Origin of the sequence: Thalassotalea hakodatensis (assembly GCF_030295995.1) — a bacterium.
Taxonomy (GTDB): Bacteria; Pseudomonadota; Gammaproteobacteria; order Enterobacterales; family Alteromonadaceae; genus Thalassotalea_C; species Thalassotalea_C hakodatensis.
On sequence record NZ_AP027365.1, the window covers coordinates 658597 to 676010 of the forward strand.

19 protein-coding genes are annotated in these 17414 nt (G+C 38.8%); 11 read left to right on the forward strand and 8 right to left on the reverse strand.

Annotation, left to right across the window (positions count from 1 at the left end; all coding sequences use genetic code 11):
• Positions 1-7 precede the first annotated feature (7 nt).
• On the reverse strand, positions 8-991 hold the full coding sequence (locus QUE72_RS02815) for a calcium/sodium antiporter (RefSeq protein WP_286271414.1): 984 nt from the start codon (positions 989-991) through the stop codon (positions 8-10).
• A gap of 335 nt (positions 992-1326) precedes the next feature.
• Between QUE72_RS02815 and mlaF the strand changes: the two genes are divergently transcribed.
• From mlaF to murA, 7 genes are read left to right on the forward strand one after another with little or no spacing between them, the layout of a single operon-like run.
• Positions 1327-2136 (forward strand): phospholipid ABC transporter ATP-binding protein MlaF, encoded by an 810-nt coding sequence (mlaF, locus tag QUE72_RS02820; protein ID WP_286271415.1) that lies wholly within the window; start codon positions 1327-1329, stop codon positions 2134-2136.
• Positions 2133-2909: a lipid asymmetry maintenance ABC transporter permease subunit MlaE gene (gene mlaE / locus QUE72_RS02825; protein WP_074498627.1), complete on the forward strand. Its 777-nt coding sequence runs from the start codon at positions 2133-2135 to the stop codon at positions 2907-2909. Before mlaF ends, mlaE begins: the two co-directional genes overlap by 4 nt.
• A 49-nt stretch (positions 2910-2958) precedes the next feature.
• Positions 2959-3429: an outer membrane lipid asymmetry maintenance protein MlaD gene (mlaD, locus tag QUE72_RS02830; RefSeq protein WP_074498628.1), complete on the forward strand. Its 471-nt coding sequence runs from the start codon at positions 2959-2961 to the stop codon at positions 3427-3429.
• A gap of 14 nt (positions 3430-3443) precedes the next feature.
• The gene (locus tag QUE72_RS02835; RefSeq protein ID WP_286271417.1) at positions 3444-4148 is read left to right on the forward strand and encodes an MlaC/ttg2D family ABC transporter substrate-binding protein; all 705 of its coding nucleotides are present in this window, start codon (positions 3444-3446) and stop codon (positions 4146-4148) included.
• A gap of 9 nt (positions 4149-4157) precedes the next feature.
• Positions 4158-4454 (forward strand): STAS domain-containing protein, encoded by a 297-nt coding sequence (locus tag QUE72_RS02840; RefSeq protein ID WP_286271419.1) that lies wholly within the window; start codon positions 4158-4160, stop codon positions 4452-4454.
• 39 nt (positions 4455-4493) lie between these two features.
• Positions 4494-4751 carry a BolA family protein gene (locus QUE72_RS02845; protein WP_074498631.1) on the forward strand — a complete coding sequence of 86 codons (258 nt, stop codon included), beginning with the start codon at positions 4494-4496 and terminating at the stop codon, positions 4749-4751.
• Positions 4752-4772: 21 nt separating this feature from the next.
• Complete coding sequence (gene murA, locus QUE72_RS02850; protein WP_286271420.1) at positions 4773-6035, forward strand: UDP-N-acetylglucosamine 1-carboxyvinyltransferase; 1263 nt, start codon at positions 4773-4775, stop codon at positions 6033-6035.
• A gap of 221 nt (positions 6036-6256) precedes the next feature.
• Here murA and QUE72_RS02855 read toward each other — a convergent pair whose 3' ends face one another.
• The 3 genes from QUE72_RS02855 to QUE72_RS02865 form a co-directional block, all read right to left on the reverse strand.
• Positions 6257-7318: a trypsin-like peptidase domain-containing protein gene (locus QUE72_RS02855; protein ID WP_083601999.1), complete on the reverse strand. Its 1062-nt coding sequence runs from the start codon at positions 7316-7318 to the stop codon at positions 6257-6259.
• A gap of 142 nt (positions 7319-7460) precedes the next feature.
• Positions 7461-8816, reverse strand: a complete 1356-nt coding sequence (locus QUE72_RS02860) for a DegQ family serine endoprotease (RefSeq protein ID WP_286271423.1) — start codon at positions 8814-8816, stop codon at positions 7461-7463.
• 124 nt (positions 8817-8940) lie between these two features.
• Positions 8941-9405 carry a ZapG family protein gene (locus QUE72_RS02865; protein ID WP_286271425.1) on the reverse strand — a complete coding sequence of 155 codons (465 nt, stop codon included), beginning with the start codon at positions 9403-9405 and terminating at the stop codon, positions 8941-8943.
• Positions 9406-9564: 159 nt separating this feature from the next.
• Between QUE72_RS02865 and zapE the strand changes: the two genes are divergently transcribed.
• Positions 9565-10680, forward strand: coding sequence for a cell division protein ZapE (zapE, locus tag QUE72_RS02870; protein ID WP_074498635.1), 1116 nt, complete (start codon positions 9565-9567; stop codon positions 10678-10680).
• 37 nt (positions 10681-10717) lie between these two features.
• On the opposite strand, the gene QUE72_RS02875 is transcribed toward zapE, so the two are convergent.
• The 3 genes from QUE72_RS02875 to QUE72_RS02885 all read right to left on the reverse strand — a co-directional run bounded on the left by QUE72_RS02875 (position 10718) and on the right by QUE72_RS02885 (position 14086).
• Positions 10718-12103: a sigma 54-interacting transcriptional regulator gene (locus tag QUE72_RS02875; protein WP_286271426.1), complete on the reverse strand. Its 1386-nt coding sequence runs from the start codon at positions 12101-12103 to the stop codon at positions 10718-10720.
• Positions 12103-12519 carry a hypothetical protein gene (locus tag QUE72_RS02880; RefSeq protein ID WP_286271427.1) on the reverse strand — a complete coding sequence of 139 codons (417 nt, stop codon included), beginning with the start codon at positions 12517-12519 and terminating at the stop codon, positions 12103-12105. Before QUE72_RS02880 ends, QUE72_RS02875 begins: the two co-directional genes overlap by 1 nt.
• 136 nt (positions 12520-12655) lie before the next feature.
• A complete protein-coding gene (locus tag QUE72_RS02885; protein ID WP_286271428.1) occupies positions 12656-14086 on the reverse strand; it encodes a HAMP domain-containing sensor histidine kinase in 1431 nt (476 codons plus the stop codon).
• Positions 14087-14443: 357 nt separating this feature from the next.
• Between QUE72_RS02885 and QUE72_RS02890 the strand changes: the two genes are divergently transcribed.
• Positions 14444-14764, forward strand: coding sequence for a hypothetical protein (locus QUE72_RS02890; protein ID WP_074498639.1), 321 nt, complete (start codon positions 14444-14446; stop codon positions 14762-14764).
• 231 nt (positions 14765-14995) lie between these two features.
• Entirely contained in the window at positions 14996-15328 is a 333-nt protein-coding gene (locus tag QUE72_RS02895; RefSeq protein WP_083602000.1) for a hypothetical protein, read from the forward strand.
• Between the two features lie 51 nt (positions 15329-15379).
• On the opposite strand, the gene QUE72_RS02900 is transcribed toward QUE72_RS02895, so the two are convergent.
• Positions 15380-16105, reverse strand: a complete 726-nt coding sequence (locus tag QUE72_RS02900) for a helix-turn-helix transcriptional regulator (protein ID WP_074498640.1) — start codon at positions 16103-16105, stop codon at positions 15380-15382.
• Positions 16106-16250: 145 nt separating this feature from the next.
• Here QUE72_RS02900 and QUE72_RS02905 point away from each other — a divergent pair, with 145 nt between their 5' ends.
• The gene (locus QUE72_RS02905; RefSeq protein WP_286271429.1) at positions 16251-17411 is read left to right on the forward strand and encodes a Gfo/Idh/MocA family protein; all 1161 of its coding nucleotides are present in this window, start codon (positions 16251-16253) and stop codon (positions 17409-17411) included.
• Positions 17412-17414: the final 3 nt, after the last annotated feature.

Sequence of the window (17414 nt, forward strand, 5' to 3'; positions counted from 1 at the left end):
GTGAGCTCTAATGTTTTAACTGGCTAAACAATAACAATTGGTATGCAACAAAGGAAACCAGCAACATAACACCGTTTAATCTGGTGATTTTAAAATTACCTAAACGCCGTGTGAAACATAAGAAAAATAATAAAAATGTTACACCGAGCATATACGGTGCATCACGGTATGACGCTTCTGGGTCAATGCTACCAGGAGCAATTAAGCCGGCAAGAGAAAGCACGGCCAAAATATTAAAAATATTTGAACCGATAATATTGCCTAAGGCTAAGTCATCTTCTTTTTTGACGATACTCATAATACTGGCGGCTAATTCAGGTAAGCTTGTGCCAATCGCGATAACCGTTAGTCCGATAACCAAGTCACTAATACCAAATGCTTTTGCAATGAAAACAGACGCATCAACTAAATATGTAGCACTTAATGGCAATATAATAATACCAACAGTTAACCAAAAGAGTGACGTAGGTGTTGGCAGAGCATCGGGTACTTCTTGTTCAGCCTCTAATACCATCGCATCATCAAGCGGGTGTGTTTTAGAACGACGTAAGGTAATAATCAGTAAGGTAAGAATGTACGCTACAAAACCTACAATTAAAATAAGCCCTTCAACGAAACTAAAATAACTGTCAGAAACAAACCAATAAGCGATACCCGTAATCGCAAGTACTAGAGGAATTTCCCGTTTGATGGTACTTGAAGAAACAGATAGCGGGTGTAAAACTGCGGTGATACCTAACACCAATGCGATATTTGTGATGTTAGACCCTATAGCATTACCGATTGCAGTATCAGGGTTTCCTTGCAAAGAAGCAGTACCTGCAATCATCATTTCTGGTGCAGATGAACCCATAGCCACTATAGTTAGACCAATAATCATGGGGGAGATACCGATATTGCGGGCAAGAGAAGAGGCCCCTAAAACAAACTTATCGGCACTCCAAACTAAGGCGATTAAAGAAACTAATAATATAAAAATCTGTAATAACATTCATCACTCCAAAATTAAGGGGTAAATTGTCGCCCGTTGTAAGAGAAAAAAAAAGCGTTATTGTACGAAGATCGATAAAAAAGCGAAATGATTGCGATTTTTTTACAAATATTGACCAAAACAGTTACTTTTGAGTGGTTAATGTTACCTTATCTTTTTTTACGATGGCTACCTTGTGTGTAAAAATTGAGCACATCTTACACTTTCTTACGTTTGTACACGTTTTCTCACGTAATTTAGACATATTAAATGATGAAATTTGGATGAAGTATTTGTTGCAGTCAGGTAGAATTAGTACTACTTAAAAGATGGAAAATTAAACAGTATAATAAACCATGTCAGATATGTTGGTCGACATCAAAAATATGACTTTCAAACGGGAAGAAAGAATCATATACGATGAAATAAACTTACAAATACCGAAAGGTAAAGTCACCGCAATCATGGGGCCGAGTGGTATCGGAAAAACGACACTTCTACGCCTGATTGGCGGACAGTTGCGTCCTGAATCTGGGCACATACTGTTTGATGGTAATGATATTCCTACGCTTTCTCGCCATGAGTTATATCAAGTACGAAAACGCATGAGTATGTTATTTCAAAGTGGTGCATTATTCACCGATATGTCGGTTTATGACAACGTTGCCTTTCCCATGCGAGAGCATAGCAACTTATCAGAGCGCATTATTGAAAAAATGGTATTAATGAAGCTCGAAGCTGTTGGTTTACGAGGTGCACGCGACTTAAAACCGAATGAATTATCTGGTGGTATGGCACGTAGGGCTGCACTTGCTCGCGCGATTGCACTCGATCCTGAGCTTATCCTTTTTGACGAGCCTTTTGCTGGCCAAGATCCTATTTCAATGGGCGTTATTGTTCGATTGATAAAATCGTTGAATGATGCGTTAGGGTTAACATCTGTTGTGGTTTCTCATGATGTACCAGAAGTGATGAGCATCGCTGATTATATCTATATCATTGCTGAACAAAAAGTGATTGGTCATGGCACACCTGATGAAATTCGTCAGCAAACGTCTCCGCTGGTACAGCAATTTGTAAATGGAGAAGCCGATGGTCCGGTTCCTTTCCACTATAAAGCAGCAGCATATCAAGAAGAGCTATTAGGTAAAGGGAGCGTTAAATGAATTGGTTGCAATCAATAGGCCGTAAGGTTATTGGTCGAGTTAGCGCCCTTGGCAGAGCAATAATCATGCTAACCTCTGCACTAGCACATGTTCCTGATGTAAAACGTGGTTTTCCTTTATTAGTACAGCAGCTTTATGCTGTTGGTGTGTTGTCGCTAATTATCATCGTGGTATCTGGCACCTTTATTGGCATGGTGCTAGCGCTACAAGGGTATACTATCCTTGTTGGCTATGGTGCTGAGGCGAGTTTAGGGCCTATGGTGGCGTTATCATTATTGCGAGAACTTGGGCCTGTAGTTGCCGCGCTACTTTTTGCGGGCCGAGCAGGTTCAGCACTAACGGCAGAAATTGGCTTAATGAAAGCCACTGAACAATTATCAAGTTTAGAGATGATGGCGGTTGATCCATTACGTAGAGTAATAGCACCACGCTTTTGGGCAGGCTTTATTTCACTCCCCTTATTGGCGGCAATATTTTCAGCAGTGGGTATTTTAGGGGCACATCTAGTCGGTGTTGATTGGTTAGGTGTTGATAGCGGTACATTTTGGTCAGTAATGCAAGCGCAAGTTTCGCTAGAAAAAGATATTTTAAATGGTGTGATAAAAAGCATTGTTTTCGCCTTTGTCGTGACATGGATAGCCGTTTATAAAGGTTATGATTGTGTGCCAACTTCAGAAGGTATTAGTAGAGCAACAACAGCTACGGTTGTGCAGTCTTCTTTACTTGTTTTAGGTTTAGATTTTATTTTAACCGCGTTAATGTTTACCAAGTAAATGTGTTCAGGTTTGGTTAAGCGGTGTTTGTGTTTAATGGGTGGATGACATGATGTCAAAAAAAATAGAAGTTTTTGTTGGGCTATTTGCGGTAATTGGTATTGCTGCATTGTTAATGCTAGCGTTAAAAGTAGCCGATAGCGGTATTTCAGGTGGCGGAGAAACGTACAAGCTTTACGCCAAATTTGATAATATTGGTGGTTTAAAAGTACGCTCGCCTATTAAGGTGGGTGGTGTTGTTGTCGGTAGAGTGAGTGAAATAAGCTTAGACTCTGACGATTACACACCTTTAGTTACGTTGGAAATCGATACACGATTTAAAAACTTTTCAGAAGCAACATCAGTGTCTATTTTAACCGCTGGTTTGTTAGGCGAACAGTATATTGGTTTGCTACCTGGCTTTATTGATGAGTCGGTTGGTACACTAAGAGAAGGTGATTACATAGAAGATACTAAACCCGCTTTAGTATTAGAAGAATTGATAGGGCAGTTTTTATTCGGCCAAGGGAATGGTGATTAATGATTGGGGAAAAGATGAAAATGTTATCTAAACACACAGCAATTTTACTTACAGCATGTTTGGCATCAAGTAGTGCTTTTGCAACAGATCATAACGATGCGTTAATAACATCTCAGACGCCTTTTTATATAAATGAAGGTAGCGGCTCTACTACTATTAATACTGCTGATCCGTTTGATATGATTAAAGCTGTAGCTGATATCACCTTTAAACGCTTTGCTAGAGAACAAACGGAAATACGTAAAAATCCAAACTTATTAAAACAAATTGTCCGTGAAGAGTTAGTACCGTATATCGACTATCGTTATGCTGCTTTTAAAGTGATTGGCGCTAAGAATTTTAAGAATACGACAGCAGCAGAGCGTGATGAATTCGTACCTGTTTTTCTTAATTATTTAATCACCTCTTATGCACAAGTATTTACGCTATATAATAACCAAAAAGTAACCATTGAACAGGCTAGGTTATCAAATTCTGGTCGTATCGCATTTGTTAAAACGTTAGTGATAGAGCCGGGAAGAGAACCTATCGATATTTCATTTTCCACGCGAAAAAGCAGAGATTCTGACGAATGGAAGGCCTATGACATGGTAGCAGAAGGTATCAGCTTGCTTGATAGTAAAGAAGCTGAACTTGGTAGCTTGATCCGCCAAAAAGGGTTACCTTACGTAACGGAATTGCTAAAAGAAAAAGCCGAAAAAGATATTGTTTTTAAATAGGGAAACTACGTGAAAACATTAGAGATATTACCAAAAGCACATCAACTGGTGGTCAAGGGTAATTTAACACGTGAATTTATTACTGCTAATATAGAGCGACAATCTACTCGCGACCTTTCAAATAACATTACCCATATTAATTTATCACAAGTTAATGCGGTAGATACTGCGGGGTTAGCATGGTTATTATTGATGGTTGAAAGGGCTCAAAAAGCAGATTTACCCCTTAAACTTGTTGATTTGCCTGAAGACTTGGTGAAATTAGCAAAATTAAGTGCGGTCTCGGCTTTCTTGCCAGTTCAATAAGCCCTATAATCCCAGTAACTTTGTTAATGGGAGACCCTTGTGGAAGTTTCTGAAATTGAAAAATTAATTAATGATGCTGTTGAGCTTGACGAATTACACGTTAAGTTCGATGGCTCGCAATGTACGGTAATCGCTGTCGCTGATTTTATCGGAGAGTTATCACGAGTAAAACGCCAACAGTTGATCTTTGCTCCTTTATCACAAGCGATTAAAGATGGCTCTATTCACGCGGTAACGGTAAAAACCTTCACAACGTCTGACTGGCAACGTGAAAAAATGTTTAACTTACCCCTGTAATTAGTAATTAAGAAGAATACCTTGGACGCATTTAAAATTAATGGCGGTAATCCGCTTAATGGCGAAGTAGCTATTTCAGGTGCAAAAAACGCAGCACTACCTATTTTGATGGCTTGTTTATTATCAGAACGCCCGATCACAATCAGTAATGTTCCTAAGTTAAATGACATTAACACGACGTTAAAGTTGTTGCGTGATTTAGGCGCTGTTATTCAGTGGGTAGCAGAAGATCAAGTATCTATTGATGCATCTAAAATACATAATCATAAAGCGTCATATGAACTGGTTAAAACAATGCGCGCATCAATTCTAGTACTTGGACCATTGTTAGCGCGCTTTGGTCATGCCGAAGTTTCTTTACCAGGCGGGTGCGCTATTGGTGCTCGCCCTGTCAACTTACACATTCAAGGGTTGAAGTTGATGGGAGCAGATATTGACGTAGAAAATGGTTATATTATTGCGAAAAACAAAGGTCGCTTAAAAGGCGCCACCATTTTCATGGATACAGTGAGTGTCACAGGTACAGAAAATTTAATGATGGCAGCTGCATTAGCAGACGGTAAAACCATCATCGAAAATGCTGCCCGCGAACCTGAAATTGTTGATTTAGCAAACTGTTTAAATGCAATGGGGGCAAATGTTTCTGGTGCTGGCAGTGACACGCTAACCATTGAAGGTGTCGCTAGGTTAGCGGGTGAACAGTATCGAGTGATGCCAGATCGTATAGAAACAGGCACATTCTTAGTTGCAGCTGCTGTGACACAAGGTAACGTTACTTGCACCAACACTGACCCAAGCGCACTTGATGCTGTGATCAGTAAGTTACAAGAAGCGGGTGCAACGGTGACAACAGGTGACGATTGGATCTGTTTAGCAATGAATGAAAGGCCTAAAGCTGTGAATATTCGTACGGCACCACACCCAGCGTTTCCTACTGATATGCAAGCTCAGTTTGTTGCTTTAAATGCTATCGCTGAGGGAACATCAACGACGATTGAAACCATTTTTGAAAACCGTTTTATGCATGTACCTGAACTACAGCGTATGGGAGCAGATATCGCCTTAGAAGGAAATACCGCTATTGCTAAGGGGGTTAAGACCTTAACGGGTGCTCAGGTGATGGCGACAGACCTCAGAGCTTCTGCAAGTTTAGTGATTGCAGGCCTTGTGGCAACGACAGAAACGCAGGTTGATCGAATTTATCATATCGATCGTGGTTATCAAAAAATTGAAGATAAATTGCAGGCATTGGGCGCTGATATCACACGTGTTCAAGGCGCTTAACAGCATATTAAAACCACCTAGTAATGTAGGTGGTTTTCCCATTCTATAAAACTCTAATCACGTAATAATACCAACTCGCCCTTTGGGAGCGTGTTAGAGGCGCGATAATTGCGCAAAACGTGTTTGATGTAGAACAACTATACCTGTACACGTTTCGCTTATTCTCCCACCTCTGACATCGCTCTGAACTGACTTAATCTTTATGCGAATTGGTATAAGCTTTACTGTTCACTTTCTAAAATAGTAACGGGTATTTTTAATTGTTGTTCACCGCGATATACAATAAAGATTAGTTCAGTGCCTGGTCTTGTTTCTGCTACTAAATCAAGTGCTTGAATAGTAGATGTAATAGGTGTGTCGCCAATTTGAGTGACGATATCGCCTGCGCGAAGTTTGGCAATGTCGGCAGGACTATTTTTAACAATCCCACTGATAAGAAAGCCGCGAGGGTTTTGACTAAACACTTGTGTGTCTATCCCTAACCACCCTCGAATGACTCGACCATTATCAATAATTTGTTGCATCACTTTGTAAGCCAGTTGGTAAGGGATCGCAAAGAAAATACCTTGAATATCAAGTTGTGGATTGATTTCACGGAATAAGCGCGAATTAATACCAACCAGAGCACCATTGGTGTTAACTAATGCACCACCTGAATTACCTTCGTTGATAGCAGCATCCATTTGTAAAAACTGAGTATGATTTGTATTGCTTAAGCCTGTACGACCCGTTGCACTGATAATACCTTGCGTGATTGTTTGACCTAAGTTTAATGGGTTACCTATTGCAAGCACTACGTCGCCTGCCGATGCCTCAAGTTCAAAATTTTGCGGGATCACAGGAAGGTTATTAGCCTCAATTTTTAATACCGCTAAATCGGTGTACACGTCATAACCTATAATAGTGGCAGGAAATCGTTGGCCATTTTGTAAATCAACACGAATTTGAGCGGCATTTTGCACGACATGATAATTGGTCAGCATATAACCATTAGGATCCATTATTACTCCAGAGCCTAATCGCGTTACGCTGCGTGGGGCTTGCAAATAATTAACACTGTTTTGAATTTCTTCAGAATACAAGTTAACAACTGCAGGACCAGCACGTTGAACCGCCGTTGCATAGGAGAGCGGAGCAGGGGAAGTTTTTTGCGGGCGAAAAAAGCTCCACCAGTTGTCACCTTCACCACTTAAATCAGGATATATAACTAAAAGGACGACAGCAAAAATAACGCCATAGCTAATAGCGTTAAGTACGTATTTTATTGAGTCTAAGATTTTCAAAGGCGTAATTTACGGTTATTTTTTTAGAAGATTAACACATGTGTTAACAATAAAAAACGGCTCAATGATTGAGCCGTTTCTTGTGTATGATGTTGCTAGTATAAAATACTAGCAACAGTTTTATCACATCATCAATGGAAAGTTAACGTATACGGATATACAAGTTTGAATTACCTCGAATGATGTGCAAGAGCGAGATACCATCACCTTCTTTAAGTAATTCACGAAGTTCGCCAATGTTACTGACACGGCTGCGGTTTACACCGCGAATAATATCGCCTTTGCGCAAACCTATCATATTTGCAGGAGAATCTTCTTCAATATCTGAAACTAAAACACCTTTAGCTTGGTCATGATTTTCAAGCTCAGCACCTTCAAGCATACGATGAATTGACGCGGGTTCAACATTAGGGCTGTCAGCTTTTTTCAGCACTACGGAATAGGTTTTTTCTTTGCCATTGCTTTTAATGACAGTTAGCTTAACTTCACTGCCTGCACCAATAGCACCAATTTTACCGCGTAATTCTGAAAATGAGCGTATTTTTTTGCCATTAACTTTTGTGATGACATCACCTGCTTCAATACCTGCTTCATCTGCGGCTGAATCGATAGTAACTTGTTCAACAAACGCACCTTGTGCTTCTTCGAGCTCCATTGCCTTAGCAAATTCACCTGTTACACTTCTACCGGCAACGCCAAGAACACCTCTGCGAACTTCACCAAATTCAATAATCTGTGTGACTAAACTTTTAACCATATTACTTGGTATGGCAAAACCAATGCCGACATTACCGCCGTTAGGGCCAATAATTGCTGTATTAATACCAATTAGTTCACCGCGAAGGTTGATCAAAGCGCCACCTGAGTTACCGCTATTGATGGCGGCATCTGTTTGAATAAAGTCTTCAAAGTTGTCAGCATTTAAACCACTTCTGCCTAATGCACTAATAATACCTGATGTAACAGTTTGTCCTAAGCCGAACGGACTACCTATAGCGACGGCAAAATCACCCACTCGTAATTTGTCTGAGTCAGCGATGTTTACTGCAGTCAGATCTTCGGTACCCACTTGTAATAATGCTATATCACTGTTTTCATCAGATCCCATTTTGGTTGCTTCAATTTGACGACCATCCTTTAGCGTGATTTGAATTTCGTCGGCTTCTTTGACCACATGATAATTGGTTACAATATAGCCTTTTTCTGCATCGATAATTACACCAGAGCCTAAGCCTTGGAATGGGCGCTCCCTTGACGGCGTTTGTCGAGGATTTCCAAAGAAAAATCTAAATGCATCAGGTACACGTTGTTTTATTTCCTGTGTGCCTCTTACCGAAATGAGTACTACCGCAGGGGTAACATTTTCGAGCATGGGGGCTAAACTAGGTATTTGTTGCCCAGCAACGGATAATGGTAAATTTGCGTGTGCGGGTAGGCTTGCCATGGCAACGCCACCTGAAAGTAAAATACTACTCAACAGCACAGATATTTTTTTCATAACAGAGATCTCTCCTACTTTCATACTGATATTAATACGTTAACTTAAAGCACTTGTATATTTTAATGTTCATTTTGTTATACAAAGTGGTATGACTACTGACTAAGGATTTAACTGCAAGTTCCTATTTTTCAATGTCACTATTTGTAACAGCTTGTGTCTGATCAGCAAACAAGCCGCTTGCTGTACCAGAATAATCGAGTGGTGCTTCGGTGACAGTTTCCTGTTTTGCACGTTCATTGCGATCGTGTCTTAACGCCACTGTTTGAGCGAGTTGTTCTTGCGTTTCTTTGGCGAAGAACGGCATAAAAATTTCTTCAGCGGTTGTGGCCTGTTGAAGGAGCTTAGTACTTTGCTCCATTTGTTGCATGGCCGTTTGGCAAGTATTATTCATCTGTTCAAGTAGCTTTTTAGAGTCATCTAAGTGTTCTGCTACATCGAGTTTATATTGTGCTAAAGATGCTTCTGCTTCGCTTGCTTTCTCAGCGAGATTTTTACTCTCTTTGTTTGAAGCTGACATAAATTTATTGGCAAATATGCCTGCAATAGCACCGACGATAAAAATAATGATACCCACAACAATATTCATAATTAAAAACCTTATTTAACAAGCCGTACAAATTGTAATAACGGAAAAAATTGGCGAAAATAGAGATTAACACACAAAGCCAAATTATTTGAAAGTTAATATGTATGCTAAATTATTTTTTTCAAGCATTGGTTAACAATCAATAACACGTAACGTTACATGATACATTTATCTCCTATAGACAAGTATAAACAAGATCTCGAAAGAGACGACTTTCAATATGATCAAGCACAAGAGAATGCGGTAAAACACTTACAACGCTTATTTGAAGACTTACAAAACAAGCCTTTACCGGTTAAAGGATTTAAAAAAGTATTTAATAGGTGGAAGCGTGTTATTGAAAAATCAGCGCCTACAAGGGCAAAAGGTCTTTATTTTTGGGGCGGTGTTGGTCGTGGAAAAACCTATTTAGTCGATACGTTTTATGATTGCTTGCCTTTTAATAATAAAATGCGCGTGCACTTTCATCGTTTTATGCATCGAGTACATGAAGAATTAAAAACGTTATCAGGGCAAGCTGATCCATTAAAGATTATTGCGAAACGCTTTGCTGATGAAACCTGTATTATTTGTTTTGATGAATTTTTTGTCTCGGATATTACCGACGCGATGATCTTAGGCACATTATTTGAGGAGTTGTTTGCTCATCATGTTACCTTGGTAGCAACCTCGAATATCATACCTGATGAGTTATATCGTAATGGTTTGCAGCGAGCTCGTTTTTTGCCTGCAATAGCTTTGATAAATCAGCATTGTGACGTTGTTAATGTCGATAGCGGTATAGATTACCGTTTGCGCACGTTAGAACAAGCTGAGATTTATCACCATCCGCTTGATGAAAAAGCGACGGAGAACCTTCATCATTATTTTACTCAATTGTCGGTTGAAGAAGGGCGTTCAAATACCGTTATCGATATCAATAACCGTCAATTACATGCAATTGAAGCGTCAGATGGTGTCGTACATTTTGATTTTTCTGTGCTCTGTGAATCAGCTCGAAGCCAAAGTGACTACATGGAAATAAGTAAAGTGTATCATTCGGTACTACTTGCTAATGTTAAGCAGATGAGTGCCGATAGTGATGATGCTGCAAGGCGCTTTATTGCATTGGTCGATGAATTTTATGAACGAAAAGTAAAATTAATCATGTCTGCTGAAGTTGCAATGGAAAACTTATACAGTCACGGAAGGTTAACGTTTGAATTTAAACGCTGCTTAAGCAGACTACAAGAAATGCAATCACATGATTATTTAGCGTCTGAACACATTCCTTAAGGTTCTTTCAAGTTCAGCTCAAATTTTAATAGCCTCTTTATTCAGAGGCGACATCTTCTCGAAACTGCTCTGCGTCTAACTGATGCTTTTTGAGTAGCTTATAAAATTCTGTTCGATTACGTTGAGCAATACGAGCCGCTTGTGAAACATTTCCTGCGGTAATCTTTAACAATTTTGACAGGTAATCTCGCTCAAAATGTTCACGTGCTTCTTGAAATGAGGGTAACTGTGAGGTGCGATCTCTTAATGCATTACGAATCAGCGTATCACTGATTAGCGGTTCAGTGGCAAGTGCAACACTGTGTTCAATGACATTTTGTAGTTGCCTGATATTGCCTGGCCAAGGAGCGCTAATAAGTACCTCTATGGCTTCTTTAGTGAAGCCATTAATCTCTCGTTTAGTACTGGTTTTACTTTTATTAAGAAAGTGATTGGCAAGTAAAGGGATATCTTCTCTTCGTTCTGATAGTGGTGGTAAGGCAAGCTCAACAACATTTAGTCGATAATATAAATCTTCCCGAAAGTCATTATTCGCAATCGCTTGCTGCAGGTTTTGATGGGTTGCGGCAATAATGCGTACATCAACACTTACAGAGCTAGTACTGCCCACTGGGCGAATTTCTCTTTCTTGCAGCGCCCTGAGTAACTTAACTTGAAAATTCATTGGCATGTCACCAACTTCATCTAAAAATAACGTGCCGCCATCAGATGCTTCAAACAAGCCAACATGGTTTTGTTCTGCGCCAGTAAAGGCACCTTTTTTGTGGCCAAATAACTCAGATTCTAATAATTGTTCTGGAATAGCTGCACAGTTTATCGCGGTAAACGTATTGTCTTTACGATCACTTGCTAAGTGAATGGCTTGTGCTAGCAATTCTTTACCGGTTCCACTTTCACTGTGTATTAATACGCTAAAATCGCTTTGTGCTACCTGTTTTGCCTGTTGCAGTAAAGCTGCCATTACCGCACTACGACTAATAATTTTTTGCCGCCATATTTGCGATTTATCATCTTGTGTAAAAGTATCAGCATGTGGTTGCAAATGAAGTGCTTGCTTAGCTGTTTCAAGAAGTTCTTGGCTTTCAAAGGGTTTGGTTAAAAAGCTAAACACCCCTTGTTTTGTTGCATGAATCGCATCAGGAATAGTGCCGTGGGCCGTCATAATAATCACAGGAAGGCTTGGTTGAACCGCACGTATTTTTTCAAATAATGCCATACCGTCCATACCTTCCATACGTAAATCACTGATCACTAACTGAATGGGGTGGCTATCAACAATATTGAGTGCTTTTTTTCCATTATCTGCAGCATGCACGTGATAACCTGCGGCACTTAATCGAATACTAATTAGACGCAACAAACTTGGGTCATCATCAACCACTAATACGTTTAACTTTTCTTGCTGTTCGGTGTTACTGCTCATTAATTTAGCTCTTGTGGTTGAATGTCTCTTTCGATGCTCTTTAACTGATTAATTTGTGTCGTTAGTTTATTGACTTGTTCTTTAAGGTTCTCGTTTTCTTTTTGTATATCTTCTAGTGCCTTCGTGCTTAACACATTTTTATTTAATGCAATAATCTGTTGATTTAATTGTTCTGATAATAATTCAATAAACGCTAAATCAAACACGGAAAAATGACTTTTATCTATTTGATTTAAAATGGTTTTTGATGTGTATGGGTTGTGTTGAATGGCTTTTGGTATGGCATACAATAAAGCGAGTTGTGCATGGTTTTTATATGGTGATTGTGTAGTGTTAGTCTTATTGTTTATGCGCGTAAACTCTTCGGATAATGCTTCAACGGGCAATGATTTTAACCATAAGTAATATTCACTCATTGTAGGTGAAACTGCCTTGTCTGATGTTAATTTACAGCCGCTGAACGCACACATTAATATAAAAAGTAATAGATAACTATTCAGTCGATATTGCTTAGGTGCAACGAAGGTGCGGAAGCTCTCCATGTTCATGTTATTAGTTATCCGTTAAGTTAAGTTTGATCATGGCAATTAAACCACGTTTGTTTGAATGGTTTTTTAACACGATAGTACCATTTAAGCGTTTTAATAATTCTTTTACAATAGTTAACCCTAAACCGCTGCTTTTGATCGGTGCATTTTCTGGTGCTGGCCCTTGGTAGAATGCATCAAATACTTTTTCGATAGCAGGAGAAGTAATACCAGGCCCTTGATCAGCTATAGTACAAATAAGTTGCTGTTCATCTTCAAAAACATCAATAAAGATTTTACCGTTATTTGGTGAATATTTAATTGCATTTGATAATACATTATCAAAAATGACTGATAACTGTTTACTATTTGTTGTTAAAGTAATGGCGTCAATATTAAGCACGGCTTCAATGTTTTTTCCATTAAGTTCAAGCTTTCGTGCGGCCAGACATTCTTCAATAAGAAGTGAAATATTAACAGGTGCGGCAGAAAGTAAACTCGTTGAATCTAGTACAATATTAAAATCTAATAGTCCTTCAATTAACATTTGTAATCGATTAACATTACTGCGCATAATTTCTGTGACTTCATATTGACCGTCGTTAAGTTGCCCTAAACTGTTGTCATAGAGTAGCTCTGTACCTTCACGTATTGCAGCAAGTGGTGTTTTTAATTCATGGGATATATGACGAATAAAGCTCGATTTTTGTTGCTCTAAGGTGTGTAATCTTTGGCGCATTCTTTCTAGGGCTTTTGCAATGTTTTGAACCTCGGTCGCACCAGAAAAAAGAATTTCATCATCAAACTTACCCGTTTCTAAACGTTGAATTTTACGCTGTAAAGATTGTAATGGTTTTAAAATCATTAACGAAAATAAAATGGCGATAATGATGGTAACAGGAATAATGAATACGCTATTTAACAGCACTTTCTGAGTTGTGTTTGCACTTGATTGTACTCGGCTAACTTGGAACTGAATAAGCGCTTCACTTTCATTACCTAACTGAGCACTGAGATGATTCATGGTTTTAAAGTATTGTTGTAAATCGTCTAAGGAAGGCCTTTCTAACGCCGTTATTTGCAACATGGTTTTATTGACCTCTTGTCGCAATGATTGGCATAACTCGTTAATTGCCCGTGAAGAAGCTTGTTGCTCATATTGCTTGAGTACTCTGTTTACTTGTTGCTGTTGGCGGTAAACACGATCCAGCAATTCTTTTTCTTCTAATACAATGTATTGGCTGGCAGTACGTTGTAATAAATTTAATGAAGCACTTAATTGTCGGTCATTTGCAACTGTGGCAGCAACACTTGAAATACTAGAAGCACTTTGTTCGGCTAGTTGGTGCAGTTTTTGACTGCCATAAAGTAAGGTTAATACCAAGGGTAAAATCACTGAGGTAAAACCAAAAATGGTTAAATGCTTAATCGAAATATTGCGTAGTGTTAAGTTCAAATGAGGTTGCCTAACCGTTAACAAGTAAAGAGTATGAATAGTACGTATTTTTACGGTATTAGGTGGGGAATACAACACTGTCTTTAAATGGCGACAGTTAATTTATTAATCAAAATTATATTTAAGATACTGATCTTGCGATAAAAAATCACTCTTGAATTGCTTTATCTCCTTCAATAAATTTTTTAGCCTTCAATACTGTCGCCAAATGGCAACAGTTATTAGGGTTTATTGTCAGCTTTAATTTTATAAACTCAATAAAAACAGTATCTTAAAAAGTTGGCGCGCTTACTGCTTTAGTGAGTCTGAACATTCCCAACACTCTTTAATTAACAAAAGCAAAAAGGAAAATTTAATATGAAACCAGTTAGTTTAAAAAAGGTATGTGCAGTTGTAGCATTTTGTACCACAGGTGCTTTTCTCGTTAATGCCAATGAAAAACCAACAGCACCTAACATGGATAAGGGTGAAAAAGTGGCAAACCTTACTACTGATAAACAAATGACCTTTGACCAGCTATTAAAGAATTATGATGATGATAGCAATGGTTTATTAAGTAAAAAAGAGCTAGAAAATGTATTAGATACTGGCTTGTTAGCGTCATTTGATGATATTGACACCAATAGCGACCAAGCAATTAGTGCAAGTGAATTTGCACAGTATGAAGGTAATAGCTAAACAATAGCTTTAAAACTAAGGAATTAGGGGTTACCGATTATTGCTTTTATTGCTGATAAGTTAACGTGATTTATCAATGTAAGGCTTATTGGTCACAGCCGAACTGAGTGATGTAAATCAATATCAGTAGCCCTTATACCAGTTGTTTTGGTATGTACGATTCCCCCGTTTATGTCGACTGTCTTCCCAACTCTCAGTCGGCTTTTTTTCGTGTGTAAAAAGGCGATGATAATGAAAACAATGCCGCGATATGTTCAATTAAATAATTGGATCTTTGAAGTCAAAGCCGTAAGAGCGTTACGTGTTGACAACTACGGTGACCCATATAGTGCTATAGCTTCACTGACAGTTAACGGTGACAATGCCTACTTTGATGGTTTACTTAGCAGAGAAAATGAAGTGTTTACCCGAGATGATTTTTCAACCTTCAAAGAATTTTGTTCTCAGTTATCGGTTAAACATGCTAATTTCGACCGATTTAAACAATCATCTATGGTAAGTGCTCAAGTTGATATTCCTCAATATCAATCAGCGGCTGCTAATGTGTTTCAGTTGGTTAAGTAACTAATTATCAGGTTAAGTAACTAATAAGAACAGGTGTTATTTTTTAGCAATTTATTGATAGTTATCTCTAAATTGAGAGGGAAGCTCGCCAAATAACTCTTTAAACTTTTTGCTAAAATAGCTGTGATCGCTAAATCCAGCCTTTTCTGCAACTTCCGCAATGGGCGTTGTAGTCTCTACCAATAACCTTCTTGCTTGCTCTAAGCGTAAATCATTAATAAATTGCTTGGGTGTTTTCTTTAAATACTTTTTAAACCTACGCTCTAACGCACTGACTGATAAATGGGCAACCTGCGCTAATGTTTCAATCGTCAATGGCTGTTCAAAATGTTCTTTAATATAATCAACAGGCACTTTTACCGCCTCTAAACCGGTTAATGCCATGGCTTGTTTTTCTAAGTGTCTGGTAATACCGTATGATCCAATAATCTTGCCTTGATTATTATACAATGGGCGCTTTGTTGTACTATACCAAGCAATATGACCCCCTACATTCATATTCATTTCTAATCTTTCGGTGACTCGCTCGCCAGCCAAAATTTTCTCATCATCTCGAATAAATTGTTTAGCGATATGCGCAGGCGCAAAATGGTAATCGGTTTTACCTATCACCTGCTCAATTGACTTAACCCGTTGATGTTCTACGAAGGCTTTATTGGCATAGATAAATTGGTGTTTTTCATTTTTGATCCAAAAAAGCGTATCGGGTAATAAATCAAACATTTTTATCAGCTGTAAGGTTTCTATTTGTTCAAGTAATGTTCTATCAACGCTCATTTATAACCCAGTGCTAAAAATTGTAATCATGAAAAATATAATAACCGTTCGCCGATTTTGTTGCATTAAAAACCGATTTATTAATAACACTTTATGTACAGTAAGCCTATATTAAGTGGATAACCTCTAAATAATTGGGCCAGTAATGAAGAAAATACGTATGGGCATGGTTGGTGGTGGTCAAGGTGCCTTTATTGGCGCTGTACATCGTATGGCCGCATTTCTAGATGGTAACATTGAACTTGTTTGTGGAGCGTTTAGTAGTAATGCCGAACGTAGTCAACAATCAGGAGCAGACTTAAACATTGCTCAACAGCGATGCTATGCAAGCTATCAAGAAATGTTTGAACAAGAGGCGGCGCTTCCCGCTGAAAAGGGCATGGAGTTTGTCGCTATTGTTACTCCTAATTATTTGCATTTCCCTGTCGCAAAAATGGCGATAGAGTACGGATTTCATGTGTTATCAGATAAACCGGCAACCTTCGATTTAGCAGAAGCATTAGCGCTACAATCATTGCTTGAGCAACATAATACCTTGTATGGGTTAACACACACATACAATGGCTACCCGATGGTTAAGCAAGCTAAACATCTTGTTGCATCAGGTGAGTTAGGAAAGATAGTAAAAATTGTTGTGGAATATAGCCAGGGTTGGCTTGCATCAAAAGATGATGAAGCAAGTAAACAAGCCAGCTGGCGTTTAGATCCTAAAAAATCGGGTATAAGTTGTTGTATGGGAGATATTGGCGTACATGCAGCCAATTTAGTTGAATACGTGTCTGCTTTAAATATTACACAGTTATGCGCAGATCTTGAAACCACGGTTGCCGACCGACAACTTGACGATGACGGAACGGTTTTATTGCGCTTTTCAAATGGAGCAAAAGGGGTGCTGCTTGCTAGCCAAGTGTCGATTGGTGAAGAAAATAATTTACGTTTGCGTATATACGGTGATAAAAAAAGTCTTGAATGGTGGCAAATGGAGCCGAATACTTTGTGGCTAAAATCAGCTGACCAACCTACTCAAATGTTAAGAGCTGGTGTTGGGGAAATGTGTGACCAAGCTCTCAATGCAATGAGAACACCTGCTGGTCATCCAGAAGGCTATTTAGAAGCGTTTGCCAATGTTTACCAAAATTTTGTTGGTCAAGTGCGTGCTTTTCAGCGAGGCGAAGATGCTAGCAACGAGACTCATGATGTACCGGGTATTACAGAAGCTGTAAAAGGAATGGCATTTATTGAAAATACAGTACGCGCGAGTCAGTCAGACATGAAATGGCATCAATTATCGCTTGCGACAGAATAGAGA